This is a genomic window from Sporosarcina pasadenensis (genome assembly GCF_047228845.1).
GTDB lineage: Bacteria > Bacillota > Bacilli > Bacillales_A > Planococcaceae > Sporosarcina.
In genome coordinates this window covers 65542-77792 of the sequence record NZ_JBFEGM010000003.1, presented here as the reverse complement: position 1 = coordinate 77792, position 12251 = coordinate 65542, and the positions used below count along the sequence as shown (strand labels likewise).

The following is a 12251-nucleotide window of genomic DNA, read 5'->3' as shown; positions in this document are numbered from 1 at the left end:
ATATATTGTGCAATACCCAACCGGCATCGCTTACGAAACACTTGAGTTGATATACTATTTATCGTATGTCATGCGAAAAGGTTTCAAACCCCATGAAAATAAATCCTGGTTGTGCTTTTAGGTGATTGTTCTGAGCTCGGGGGACGTCGCTTTGAGCGCGAAGACGCCTGCTTTGAGCGCGGGAGACGTCGTTTTGAGCGCGGAGGCCGTCGCTTTGAGCGCAGAGGCCGTCGCTTTGAGCGCAGAGGCCGTCGCTTTGAGCGCAGAGGCCGTCGCTTTGAGCGCGGAGACGCCTGCTTTGAGCGTGGGAGACGTCGTTTTGAGCGCGGGGGCAGTTGCTTTGAGCGCGGAGGACGTCGCTTTGAGCGCGGAGACGCCTGCTTTGAGCGCGGGAGACGTCGTTTTAAGCGCGGGGGACGTCGCTTTGAGCGCGGAGACGCCTGCTTTGAGCGAGCGAGACGTTGTTTTGAGCGCGGGAGACGTCGCTTTGAGCGCAGGGGCCGTCGATTTGAGCGCGGGAGACGTCGTTTTGAGCGCGGAGGACGTCGCTTTGAGCGCGGAAACGCCTGCTTTGAGCACGGGGACCGTCGCTTTGAGCGCAGGGACGCCTGCTTTGAGCGCGGGGGCCGTTGCTTTGAGCGCGGAGACGCTTACTTTGGACGCACGGGCGATTGCTTTGGACGCGTGTCACTTGCTTGACTAATCCCTTGACGAATTACACGCAAAAAAAGCCGACTCTACGAATAGAGTCGGCTTTAGTGAGCTTATTATTTCTTTATGTCTTTCATGTCGCTGCGTGTGATGATATGGTCAATCAAACCATATTCCTTAGCACGTTCAGCCGTCATGAAGTTATCACGGTCTGTGTCTTTCGCGATTACGTCAATAGGCTGCCCTGTGCGCTCGGAAAGGATCGTGTTTAATTTTTCACGTAGGAAGAGAATGCGTTTCGCTGCGATTTCAATTTCAGTCGCCTGACCTTGAGCTCCTCCAAGCGGTTGGTGAATCATCACTTCTGCGTTAGGAAGGGCATAACGTTTGCCTTCTGTACCTGCTGTCAAAAGGAAAGCTCCCATTGAAGCGGCCATTCCGATACAAATCGTTTGGATATCTGGCTTGACGAATTGCATCGTATCGTAAATCGCCATACCCGCTGTAATGCTTCCACCCGGGCTATTAATGTAGATGGAAATGTCTTTCTCTGGATCTTCCGCTTCAAGGAATAGCAATTGGGCAACAATGGAGTTTGCCACATTGTCGTCGATTCCGCTTCCTAGCATGATGATCCGGTCTTTCAATAAACGGGAGTAGATATCATAAGCGCGTTCTCCCCGGTTTGTTTGCTCAATGACTGTAGGTATTAGATTCATGTTATTTCCTCCTCTTGAATGGTCAGGATTTTCGTTCTGCTGAAACCGTTTGTTTCAACTGTACATCTATCATACATATTATGGTCAATAAAGGTCAAATATAATGCTTTTAAAATAGGTATTGCAATTATACCACTTTCTTTGTATAATGAATCTTGTCTGTTACTAATAACAGTTGCCCTCGTGGTGCAATGGATAGCACGTAAGATTCCGGTTCTTAAAATGTGGGTTCGACTCCTGCCGAGGGCGTCATAGAGTTTTTAAAGAAGCCTGTAAACATGTTTTTCATGTTTACGGCTTTTTTTATTTTTCAGCCGTTTCCTATATGCATAGTGAAACGGCTGTTATTTATTATTAGTTTTCTTTCTCAACAAGTTCTGTAAGGGTTTCGATTGCTTGGTCTTCGTCGACGCCTTCCGCAATCAATGTCACTTCCGCACCTCTAGCAATTGCCAAGCTCATTACGCCCATGATACTCTTCGCGTTCACTTGACGTTCATTCCTCTTTATAAAGACATCTGCCGTGAATCTATTTGCTTCTTGCACGAATAGTGCAGCTTGTCGTGCTTGTAACCCGGTCTTCATTTTCACTTCAACCGTTCTTTCCGCCATACTCCTTCGACTCCTTTCTTTCCGATTCGTTCTATCATCGGCTTACAATTCCTCCGCTACGGAGATTTTCTGCGATTTCTTCGATCTTCCGAAGACGATGATTCACTCCGGATTTACTTACTGTACCGCCGCTCACCATTTCACCAAGCTCTTTCAAGGTGACGTCCTGGTGTTCAATGCGTAGTTGCGCAATCTCCTGCAATCGGTCAGGCAATTGATCCAGTCCGATTGTGCTCTGGATGAATTTGATATTTTCAACTTGTCTCTGTGCCGCTCCTATCGTCTTATTCAAATTGGCAGTTTCACAATTGACAAGACGATTGACGCTGTTTCGCATATCCCTCAGAATGCGGACGTCTTCGAATTTCATTAAGGAGACGTGCGCTCCGATCAATCCTAGGAAATCCGAAATCTTTTCCGCCTCTTTCAAATAGGCAATATAGCCTTTTTTACGTTCAATCGATTTCGCGTTCAATTGGTATTTATTCATTAAATCCACTAATGCTTCACTATGCTCTTTGTAAAAAGAGAAAATCTCCAAGTGATAGGAGGAAGTTTCGGGATTGTTGACAGAGCCGCCTGCAAGAAATGCTCCACGCAAATACGATTTCTGGCAGCATTTCTTTTTCACTAATTGCTCTACAATCTCGTTTTTAAATTGAAAGGTACCCGTCAGTATATACAAGTCCTCCAATAATTGCTTCGCTCCATCGCGAATTCGGCATATGTAGACGTTGTTCTTCTTCAGACGCATTTTCTTACGGACGAGCAACTCGACTTTATAAGGATATAGCTTCTTAATATTTGAATAAAGTCTCCTAGCGATTGCCGCATTTTCTGTTTGCACGTCCAAGCTTAATTGTTTATTCGAAAATGATAGGGCACCGTTCATTCTGATGAAGGCGGCGATTTCCGCTTTCACACAGCATTGTTTGGAATCGATTTGTGTCAGTTCCTTTTTTACTTCAGATGCAAAAGACATGATTTTCCCCCTCTCTCTCGGCGATATCAGGTCTCCTCGTTAACGATCGTACCTTCCATATAACCCATGATCCATGATGCGACTTTGCCGGCGTCATGGATAATTCTTCCGTCCAAAACCGTCGAAAAGTCCCCTAATACGATAGTAGGGACGAGCAGTTGCAAAGCATCTATGTCATTTTCTACAGGGAGCTGCGCCACGGACGGCTCTTCCCCGTGTAATAACGTTTGGAAATCCGTCTTATTCAACAGCACCGTGTCAATGAATTGACTGCCGGCATGATCATATAACGCCTTCACATGCTCAGACGCAGTGTACTGGTACGTTTCACCTTCCTGCGTCGTCAAGTTATTGATATAAACCTTCTTCGCTTGAGACGCAAGGACGGCATCACGGATATCTCTCACAAGTATCGTCGGCAGAATGCTCGTATATAAGCTTCCAGGCCCAAAAATGATCAAATCTGCCTCCTTGATGGCCTCCACCGTTTCAGGCAAAGGTTCGACCTCTTGCGGAGACATATAGACTTTCCGAATTTTGCGCCCATACACCGGGATTTTAGACTCACCGGTTACAATTGTGCCATCATCTAGCTCCGCATGCAAGGTGATCTTTTGGTTTGCAGCTGGCAACACTTTTCCCTTAATATTCAAAACACGGCCCATCTTTTCTACCGCGCGTGCAAAATCTCCTGTTATGTCCGTCAATGCGGCAAGCATGAGGTTTCCGAGCGAGTGCCCTTTCAAATCGTCCGAATTGGAAAACCTGTATTGAAACATTTTTTCAATCAATGGCTCGACATCTGAAAGCGCTGCCATCACTTGACGGATATCGCCTGGTGGCGGGATATTGTATTGATCCAATAGCCTTCCTGAACTGCCGCCGTCGTCCGCAACTGTGACGATCGCGGTTAGATCGACTGGATAGGCCTTCAATCCCCGAAGCAACGTGGACAATCCGGTCCCGCCTCCAAAGACGACAATTTTTTTCATTTTCCCGGATTGCAACATAGTGTCAACCCTTTCTCTTCTCTACATCTCGATGTGTAATCAATGTCTTGTATTCCTCTTTAAAACGATTTCCGAAGTACTCTGCAAGCGACACGGATCGATGTTGTCCGCCTGTGCATCCAAACGCGACGACCACTTGGGATTTGCCTTCGTTCTTATATTGAGGAATGATGAATTTGAACAGGTCCGTCAACTTTTCAATTAACACTTGTGTATCATTCCATTTTAACACATATTCGTATACTTCTTTCTGTAAACCGGTAAGCGGTCTCAGATCTTCGATGTAATAGGGGTTAGGCAAGAAACGCACGTCGAACACGACGTCCGCATCGATCGGCATGCCATGCTTAAAACCGAAAGAAATGAAATTGAGGGTGAATGCAGTGTCTCCGGTCGAGGAGAATTCCGACATGATTTTTTCTCTCAATTCCCTCGGTTTCAATTCTGAGGTGTTGTAGATGGAGCGTGCCCGGCCTCTCAATTCGGATAAGAGGGTTCGTTCTTTGCGGATGCCTGTTAGCGGCAGCCCGCCTTCCGCAAGTGGATGCGACCTTCTCGTTTCTTTGTACCGTCTGACAAGCGTCTCGTCATCCGCATCCAAGAAGAGAAGCTTCGTTGATACTCCGTCCATTTGGAGCAAGTTATCCAACGCGCCGATCAACGCGTCGAACAGGTCGCCGCCTCTCGTATCCATGACTGCGGCGATCCGTCTCATCTTGTTTTCGGATTTCATCATCAAATCCAGAAAAGTGACGAGCAGCTCTGGAGGCAAATTATCGATACAATAGAACCCCAGGTCTTCGAAACTTTGCATTGCAACTGTTTTCCCTGCACCTGACATGCCCGTGATGATGACTAATTCGACATCGCTGTTCGGTAATTCATTCTCCATTAATTCTGGTCACCTTCCATTGATTTTTGTATGCGTTCATCTAACAGTTCAAACTCTTCTGTATAATAAAATGTACCATATTGCACGCCTATTTGGGAGGCTGCAAATAATAAATTCGTTCGATCGCCTTCCGCCATCGGAAGGGTCTTCAAGCTTTCGACAGGATGCCATTCAAGCAGGCCTTCCCTGTTTGATTCATAAGGCGTTCCAATGAGATCTTTCGCAACGAACGTGTATAGCATCCATTCGTTCAGCAATTCCTTTGTATCCTTATCGACGATCATCATCGTGTAGATGCCTTTTACGTGCGGATTGACGGGTGTCGCACCGGTTTCTTCTGTAAATTCACGGATGGCGGCGTCGTAAATCGATTCGCCCGGATCCATCTTGCCACCGGGTGCCACATACCAATTCCGTCTCGGTTTTTTCAATAAAAGAACTTGGTTGTCTTTGAGTACGAGTAAATTCGCGATTCTTTGCATGACCATTTCCTCACTTCTCTCTATACGCATGTAACCATTATACAATGTTTTGAAAGCAAACGACAAAAAAAGAAGACCACCTGCCGTTTGAAGGGCAGATCGTCTTTAAAATGTTGCTATATTAAAAAGGGGGGTCAATTGATATTCTTATCATAACCTTTTTGTATTGCAGGACGGTTACAGTAAGATTAAAGATAGATTAATCTTATTACAGCCCAGGATTTCCGCTACAGGCGGACGCTTTCCCACAGGAGTCGCCGCCTTACATTAAATAAAAAAGAGATCCCATACAGGATCCCTTTCCATAATCAAACTTCAGCAGCCATTTTTTCTGCGAGTTCTTCGATGTATTTTTGGCATGCTTGTGCTGCGATGCTGCCGTCCCCTGTTGCTGTGACGACTTGGCGGAGTGTTTTTTGGCGAACGTCGCCGGCTGCATAGATGCCAGGCACTTTTGTTTCCATCTCTTCGTTCGTGACGATATAGCCGTGTTCATCCAAGATGCCTAGGCTTTTGAAAGGAGCCGTTAACGGATCCATGCCGATATAGACGAACATGCCTTGCGTATCCATTACCGTCTCAGTGCCGTCCACTGTAGAGACGAGTGTCACTGAGCCGATTTTGCCGTCTTTTTCGTTCACTTGCTTGACCGTCGAATTCCAGATGAAGTCGATCTTCTCGTTTGCAAACGCACGGTCTTGAAGGATTTTTTGTGCGCGAAGTTCGTCGCGTCGGTGAATGATCGTCACTTTGTTTGCAAAGCGCGTCAAATATCCACCTTCTTCGACTGCGGAGTCTCCGCCACCGATGACCACGATTTCTCTTCCTTTAAAGAATGCTCCGTCACAAACTGCGCAATAGCTGACGCCGCGGCCTGTCAATTCCTTCTCACCCGGTACGCCCATTTTTCGATACTCGGCGCCGGTCGTAATGATGATGGCTCTCGCTTTATATTCTTTATTGCCTGCTTTAATCGTTTTGAAATTTCCTTCATCTATAACTTCAGTTACGTCGCCGTAGGCATATTCCGCACCGAAAGCTTTCGCATGCTCAAACATTTTTGTCGAAAGATCAGGACCGAGGATCGTTTCGAATCCAGGGTAGTTCTCAATCTCTTCCGTGTTTGCCATTTGTCCGCCCGGGATGCCGCGCTCCAGCATAAGAGTCGATAAACTTCCTCTAGATGTGTAGACTGCAGCGGTCATTCCAGCTGGACCAGCGCCAATGATAATGACGTCGTATATTTTCTCGGTAGTCATACATTTTCCTCCTTCAATACATATACCACTGTCCAAATCGTATAAGATTCCAAGGAGGCATTCAATATATATGCTTACATGTATTGACAAGATTTACGCATTGAATTGCGGCAAAAATTCCATCAAGTCGCTGACGTATTTCGTCAACGTCGGCACTGAAATGCCATAGATGCGGGCAATAGCGGTTTTTGTAACCCCTTTATAACGGGATGATTGGAACATATAATCTGCAGCTGCCGCCAAAGCCGAAGGATTCCTGAAATGGTAGGAGCGGCTGAGGCCGACTTCGCAAAGTGTGAACCACATTTGAAAAAGATGCGTCCCTTGCCGTTCCAACGGTTTATATTTTTCGTATAACAATTCAGTCGTTTCCAACGCGCGCATGAATGAATGATCAAATTCATTTTCTATCGTGAATTCATAATTGAGGCTATGCGCTAGAAACAATTGCTCGATGACACTCAGCTTTTCGAGATTGATATACGAAGGGTGTGAGACGATCTCCTGTTTATGCGCTGATTTCCCTAACAGATAAAACCCTAATAATCTTTCACTTCTATATTTATTCGTAATTTTGCTTAATAAAAAATCCCGATCTTGTTCATAGGACTCGGGCTTCGTCGTAGAGTGCACGTCTTTCCACGGCTCAAAACCCGCTTTTGACGGATCCAGTTCTACAAGCTTTTCATACGATTCTTTCGCCACTTGTTCATGACCGGAGAAGTAGGCAGAATGCGCGAGCCAGAAATAATATCCGGCATCCCCTTCAAAGCCCCGTTTTTGTAAGCTTCTGAGCCAACCGTACGCTTCTTTATGCTTGCCGACCAACGCGAAGGTCGCCCCTAACTTATAACGGTGTATGAATTGATACGGCTTTATTTTCATGAGGAGCTCGAGCATCGAGTCCAATTCCTCTTTATCTTTCTCGTAATAATAAAAGACGGCGAGATTGCATAATGCATGTAGGTTCCCTTTGTTTTTATCCAGCACGTCAAACAGCAATTCTTTCGCTTGTTCGATCTTGCCGATATAAAAGTAAGCGAGCGCCAAATTGTTATAGGCAGCCCAAAAATCAGGATAATCGACGATGATCGACTCCAAAATTTCAATCGCTTCTTCAAACGAGCCCGCTTCCATTAACCTTCTTGCTTTCTCTTGAAGGAAATACACTTCTCCGTCTGGCATTTCCTCATCTGTAAAAAAGGCTTCCTCCTGCTCAGCGAAATCGATGATCTCCATCGAATCATCAGCTAAAGGTCCGTCCGGCGCCAATGCTATATACTTTTCCGCATAAATCTTCGCATCACGAAGAAGGCCCAAATGAGCATGGACTTCGGCCAAATAAAAGATGATGTCTTCCTCTTCCGGATCAAGGCCATGCGCTGCCGCTAAAATTTCATAAGCTTCCTCAAACATGCCTTCTTCCATGACGAGAATGCCGTATTGCATAAGGATGAGTGGATCATTAGGGCTCAATTCAACGGCCCTTTGCAAGTATCTATGGGCATCATCGAAGCGTTCGCGCTGCATTGCTTTAACGCCTTTCTGATAGTAAAATTCACCGTCCGGGATAAAAGAAATGACTTTCTTATCTATGTTCTTATACTTTTTGTCCAATCAGATTCCTCCGAAAAAATTAGAAGGAACGCTCACACGTCCCTCCCAATAAACTTGCTTAATTATACCATACCTTCTGTTTCCGTCATCCTATTTCTTGTCAACGTCCAATTCTTGGGCAGTCCTTCGACGCTCCTCCATCTGCTCGGCAGTGTAAATGATGCGCACAGGATTGCCCCCGGCCATTGCGCCTGCAGGGATGTCGCGGTTGACAAGCGACGCGGCAGATACGATTGCATTGTCCCCGATTTCCACTCCGGGAAGAATCGTCGTATTTGCACCGATCATCACCCGATCACCGATGACCACGTCGCCGATCCGATATTCCTCAATTAAATATTCATGGGCGAGAATCGTCGTATTGAACCCGATAATCGAATTGCTACCTACCGTAATCCGCTCAGGAAACATCGTATCCGGCATGACCATCAATGCGAATGATGTCTTTTCCCCTATCTTCATTCCTAAAAATGTTCGATAGATGAAGTTCTTCATCGGAATGAAAGGCGTATACCTTCCGATTTGGATGAAGATAAAGTTCTTTGCCACTTTAAAAAACGAAACCGTTTTATATATTTGCCAAAGGGAGTTCGCATTTCCTTCAGCAGGATAACGCTCTGTCCGTCTCAAGCTTCCACGCCTGCTGTTATCGACAGCAAGTCTGAAATATGTTGCAAGACAAAATCAGGCTCCTGCTCCCGGATAAATTTCTCGCCTTTTGCTGACCAAGCTACTCCAGCCGTGCGAACTCCGGCGTTTTTCCCTCCGAGAATATCATGTATATTATCGCCGATCATCAACGTTTCCTGCGGAGTCGAGTTCAATCGCTCCATTGCGAGAAGCAACGGCTCCGGATGAGGCTTCGGATGTTTGACATCGTCCAATCCGACGATCGTATCGAACACGTTCCCCGCCGGCATTAACTTCAAGCCTTTCATGATCGTATCATTCCGTTTCGTCGATACGATGGCCATCTTGAAGCCAGCATTTTTCAATTGCACTAACGTGTCGCTCACTCCATCAAACTCGGAAGCGAATGCGTCATGATTTGCCAGATTCCATGTGCGATATTCATTGATCAGTTCTTCCGATTTTGCAGGATCGATGCTATCGAAAGTTTCTTTCAAAGTCGGTCCTAGAAATGGAAGGATATCTTCCCTTTCAAACCTTCCCGGGTAATGTGCGTTCAAAACCGTTTGGAACGTTTGAATGATAAGTTCATTCGTGTCGAGCAACGTTCCATCGAAGTCAAATAGCAAAGTTGTAATTTTATCCATCCAGAACTGTAACCTCCTTCTCCCTCTTCCGTTCTGCCTGTTTCCATAAATATGCGACCGCAATCGTCAATACGAATGCCGTGACGAGGCGGATGATGAGCAACGGCAGGATTGGAATACCTAAAGGCATGAAAATGAGCGTATCTTCCACAACTGCGTGACATGCAACGAGAAAAATGAACGCAAGCGTTGCATCCTTTTTGCTGACGCCATCTTCCTGCACCGCTTGGATCATGACTCCTGCGCCATAGGCAAGGCCGATGACGAGGCCGGCAACCAATGTTAACGACGCGTTCGGCTGTACGCCGATCACCTTCGTAAAAGGCGCCAGTTTATCCGAAAACTTCTGCAAGTAGTTGCGGTCTTTCAAAAATTGTACGATGATCATGAGCGGAATGACGATAAGCGCGAGTTGCAAGACGCCGAACGACGCTTTCTGCAAGCCGAGCAATCCAATTGCCAACCAGCCTTCCGGAGCAGCTGCCACTTCAGGCGCTATGCCGTACTGGGCAATTTCACCGCCGCCATTCCAAAACAAATTGATGATGATGCCGGAGAACGCCGCCAAACCGAATCTGACGACTAACACAATCCACAATTTAACTCCGACCTTCAAAGCGACTCCCGTCTCGATGAACATATTATGTGCAAAGCTGAGCATAACAGCCAAAATGAAAACTTCCTTCACCGTCAGCTCGAGCGAAAGGATTCCTGCAATCCCTGCGTATAAATTCAATGCATTGCCGAGCACTAACGGAATTGCGGCTTCCCCGCTTAGTCCGAATAATCCCATGAAGGGCGAAATCAATTTGACGAGCCAAGGCAATACAGGTGTATGTTGCAAAATGACGAGAAGGACGGTGATTGGGAAAATGATCTTCCCTAACGTCCACGTCGTCTTCAATCCAGCTTTCAACCCATTTCGAAGCGTCTGCATTTCCCCATCCCTCTTCTATTTATCTTGATATTCCACTTTGACTTTCTTAACGAACCTTCTCCAGATGAACATTGTAACCGAAAATAGGATGGCGATGATGGATACGATTTGTGCAGCGCGAAGATCGCCGCCGTACAAACTGTCCGTCCTCATCCCTTCGATAAAAAATCTTCCGATTGAATACCACGTCAAATAGAAGAAGAACATTTCGCCCCGCTTCAATCGGACTTTTCGTAACAACAGAATGATAATAAGGCCCACGACGTTCCATAACGATTCATAAAGGAATGTCGGATGATAGGTTACGCCGTTAATTGTCATTTGGTTCATGATCCAATCAGGAATCCAAGTGGTTTCTAGAAACTTTTGCGAAACAGGACCGCCATGCGCTTCCTGATTGATGAAATTTCCCCAACGGCCAATGATTTGACCGATCAATATACCAGGAACGGCGATGTCCACCACTTTCCAGAAGGAGATGCCGCGTCGTTTCGTATAAAAATATGTCGTTAAAAAGGCACCAATTAATGCACCGTGGATGGCGATGCCGCCTTCCCATATTTTGATCACATCGATCGGGTTATCTTTATAGGATTCCCACGAAAAGATTACGTAGTAGATTCTTGCACTTATGATGGATATCGGCACTGCCCAAATAAGCAGATCCGTTAAGAAATCCGGATGCATTCCCCGCTTCACCATCTCTTTTTGAACGACGATGAATGCAAGAATGATGCCGGTCGTAATTAAAATTCCATACCATCGTATATCTATTGGCCCTATGCTAAAGGCCGTCGGGTCAATCGCTAATAAATCGAACATTCGTTTACTCTATCCCCTCTACATCAGATTTCCATGCATCTTGGCTAATTGCCAAATCCAGCTTTTTTGAAAACGCCTCTGCTGCATTGATGCCTAATCGTTTCATCCGATAATCCATGGCAGCCACTTCAACAATGACCGATAGATTCCGCCCCGGCCGTACAGGGACAGTAAGTTTCGTCAGATCGGAATCCATGATTTTCACTTTTTCTTCATCGATGCCTAAACGGTCATACACTTTATTTGGATCCCATGCTTCCAAATCAACGACAAGCAAGATTCGTTTATCATCTTTCACGGCGCTCGCACCGAACAGCGTCATCATATCGATAATGCCAACGCCCCGGATTTCAAGCATATGGCGCAGAATTTTCGGAGCATTTCCGATCAAGACGTTTTTCGCCACTTGCCGAATTTCAACAGCGTCATCCGCAATGAGTCGATGACCGCGTTTAACAAGTTCTAAAGCCGTTTCGCTCTTTCCTACACCGCTCTTCCCTGTTATCAATACACCGATTCCATATACATCGACAAGCACACCATGAACTGTCGTCATCGGGGCCAGCTGACCTTCCAGGAAGTTCGTCAACATACCAGAAAACCGCGTCGTCGGATGTTCGGTCTGCAGCACCGGGATTCCCCGCTCCTCCGCATTCCGCTTAAGTTCTATGGGGCATTCGATATTATGTGCAAGGATGAAAGCGGGAGTTTCTGTCGTACAGAGACGGTCCATCCGATCCTGGCGTTCCGCCTCATCCAATTTGTTGAAAAAGGAAAGCTCTGTTTTTCCGAGCAATTGAACACGATTTGCCGTATAAAAATCGAAATAGCCGGCCATTTCCAAACCTGGCCGGGAGATGTCGCTCGTGAGGATACTACGTTCAATACCTTCTCCACCTGCAACAATTTCAAGTCCAAAACGATTTTGAACGTCTTCCACTGTAACAACCGACATTTATTCGCCGCCTTTCTATGTTGAACACGCATCCGA

At 46.2% G+C, this 12251-nt stretch carries 14 protein-coding genes and 1 tRNA gene; 2 read left to right on the top strand and 13 right to left on the bottom strand.

Annotated features, from left to right (window positions below; translation table 11 throughout):
* Positions 1 to 151 precede the first annotated feature (151 nt).
* On the top strand, positions 152 to 703 hold the full coding sequence (locus AB1K89_RS05760; RefSeq protein ID WP_413053825.1) for a hypothetical protein: 552 nt from the start codon (positions 152 to 154) through the stop codon (positions 701 to 703).
* Positions 704 to 767: 64 nt separating this feature from the next.
* Here AB1K89_RS05760 and clpP read toward each other — a convergent pair whose 3' ends face one another.
* Positions 768 to 1370 carry an ATP-dependent Clp endopeptidase proteolytic subunit ClpP gene (clpP, locus tag AB1K89_RS05755; protein ID WP_413053824.1) on the bottom strand — a complete coding sequence of 201 codons (603 nt, stop codon included), beginning with the start codon at positions 1368 to 1370 and terminating at the stop codon, positions 768 to 770.
* Between the two features lie 177 nt (positions 1371 to 1547).
* Here clpP and AB1K89_RS05750 point away from each other — a divergent pair.
* Positions 1548 to 1619: transfer RNA gene (locus AB1K89_RS05750), tRNA-Arg, on the top strand.
* A 105-nt stretch (positions 1620 to 1724) separates the two neighbouring features.
* Here AB1K89_RS05750 and AB1K89_RS05745 read toward each other — a convergent pair.
* From AB1K89_RS05745 to hprK, 12 genes are all read right to left on the bottom strand, one after another.
* Positions 1725 to 1982: an HPr family phosphocarrier protein gene (locus AB1K89_RS05745; protein ID WP_413053823.1), complete on the bottom strand. Its 258-nt coding sequence runs from the start codon at positions 1980 to 1982 to the stop codon at positions 1725 to 1727.
* Between the two features lie 34 nt (positions 1983 to 2016).
* Complete coding sequence (gene whiA, locus AB1K89_RS05740) at positions 2017 to 2964, bottom strand: DNA-binding protein WhiA (protein WP_413053822.1); 948 nt, start codon at positions 2962 to 2964, stop codon at positions 2017 to 2019.
* A 26-nt stretch (positions 2965 to 2990) separates the two neighbouring features.
* On the bottom strand, positions 2991 to 3974 hold the full coding sequence (locus AB1K89_RS05735; RefSeq protein ID WP_413053821.1) for a gluconeogenesis factor YvcK family protein: 984 nt from the start codon (positions 3972 to 3974) through the stop codon (positions 2991 to 2993).
* Between the two features lie 4 nt (positions 3975 to 3978).
* Positions 3979 to 4866: an RNase adapter RapZ gene (gene rapZ / locus AB1K89_RS05730; protein WP_252504073.1), complete on the bottom strand. Its 888-nt coding sequence runs from the start codon at positions 4864 to 4866 to the stop codon at positions 3979 to 3981.
* Entirely contained in the window at positions 4866 to 5348 is a 483-nt protein-coding gene (locus AB1K89_RS05725) for an NUDIX domain-containing protein (protein ID WP_413053820.1), read from the bottom strand. The genes rapZ and AB1K89_RS05725 overlap by 1 nt, the downstream gene beginning before the upstream one ends.
* Before the next feature lie 308 nt (positions 5349 to 5656).
* A complete protein-coding gene (gene trxB, locus AB1K89_RS05720; RefSeq protein WP_413053819.1) occupies positions 5657 to 6607 on the bottom strand; it encodes a thioredoxin-disulfide reductase in 951 nt (316 codons plus the stop codon).
* A gap of 93 nt (positions 6608 to 6700) precedes the next feature.
* Positions 6701 to 8224 (bottom strand): tetratricopeptide repeat protein, encoded by a 1524-nt coding sequence (locus AB1K89_RS05715; RefSeq protein ID WP_413053818.1) that lies wholly within the window; start codon positions 8222 to 8224, stop codon positions 6701 to 6703.
* A 90-nt stretch (positions 8225 to 8314) separates the two neighbouring features.
* A complete protein-coding gene (locus tag AB1K89_RS05710; protein WP_413053817.1) occupies positions 8315 to 8854 on the bottom strand; it encodes an acyltransferase in 540 nt (179 codons plus the stop codon).
* Positions 8851 to 9501: a pyrophosphatase PpaX gene (ppaX, locus tag AB1K89_RS05705; protein WP_413053816.1), complete on the bottom strand. Its 651-nt coding sequence runs from the start codon at positions 9499 to 9501 to the stop codon at positions 8851 to 8853. The genes AB1K89_RS05710 and ppaX overlap by 4 nt, the downstream gene beginning before the upstream one ends.
* The gene (locus AB1K89_RS05700; RefSeq protein ID WP_413053815.1) at positions 9494 to 10438 is read right to left on the bottom strand and encodes a nucleoside recognition domain-containing protein; all 945 of its coding nucleotides are present in this window, start codon (positions 10436 to 10438) and stop codon (positions 9494 to 9496) included. Before AB1K89_RS05700 ends, ppaX begins: the two co-directional genes overlap by 8 nt.
* Before the next feature lie 15 nt (positions 10439 to 10453).
* Positions 10454 to 11260, bottom strand: a complete 807-nt coding sequence (gene lgt / locus AB1K89_RS05695; protein WP_413053814.1) for a prolipoprotein diacylglyceryl transferase — start codon at positions 11258 to 11260, stop codon at positions 10454 to 10456.
* Positions 11261 to 11264: 4 nt separating this feature from the next.
* On the bottom strand, positions 11265 to 12215 hold the full coding sequence (gene hprK, locus AB1K89_RS05690) for an HPr(Ser) kinase/phosphatase (protein WP_413053813.1): 951 nt from the start codon (positions 12213 to 12215) through the stop codon (positions 11265 to 11267).
* Between the last annotated feature and the right edge of the window lie 36 nt (positions 12216 to 12251).

What these genes read in the sequence shown, in the direction of transcription:
- clpP (WP_413053824.1), bottom strand. Translation starts at nt 1,370, where the DNA reads ATGAATCTAATACCTACAGTCATTGAGCAAACAAACCGGGGAGAACGC.
- AB1K89_RS05745 (WP_413053823.1), bottom strand. Translation starts at nt 1,982, where the DNA reads ATGGCGGAAAGAACGGTTGAAGTGAAAATGAAGACCGGGTTACAAGCA.
- whiA (WP_413053822.1), bottom strand. Translation starts at nt 2,964, where the DNA reads ATGTCTTTTGCATCTGAAGTAAAAAAGGAACTGACACAAATCGATTCC.
- AB1K89_RS05735 (WP_413053821.1), bottom strand. Translation starts at nt 3,974, where the DNA reads ATGTTGCAATCCGGGAAAATGAAAAAAATTGTCGTCTTTGGAGGCGGG.
- rapZ (WP_252504073.1), bottom strand. Translation starts at nt 4,866, where the DNA reads ATGGAGAATGAATTACCGAACAGCGATGTCGAATTAGTCATCATCACG.
- AB1K89_RS05725 (WP_413053820.1), bottom strand. Translation starts at nt 5,348, where the DNA reads ATGCAAAGAATCGCGAATTTACTCGTACTCAAAGACAACCAAGTTCTT.
- trxB (WP_413053819.1), bottom strand. Translation starts at nt 6,607, where the DNA reads ATGACTACCGAGAAAATATACGACGTCATTATCATTGGCGCTGGTCCA.
- ppaX (WP_413053816.1), bottom strand. Translation starts at nt 9,501, where the DNA reads ATGGATAAAATTACAACTTTGCTATTTGACTTCGATGGAACGTTGCTC.
- AB1K89_RS05700 (WP_413053815.1), bottom strand. Translation starts at nt 10,438, where the DNA reads ATGCAGACGCTTCGAAATGGGTTGAAAGCTGGATTGAAGACGACGTGG.
- lgt (WP_413053814.1), bottom strand. Translation starts at nt 11,260, where the DNA reads ATGTTCGATTTATTAGCGATTGACCCGACGGCCTTTAGCATAGGGCCA.
- hprK (WP_413053813.1), bottom strand. Translation starts at nt 12,215, where the DNA reads ATGTCGGTTGTTACAGTGGAAGACGTTCAAAATCGTTTTGGACTTGAA.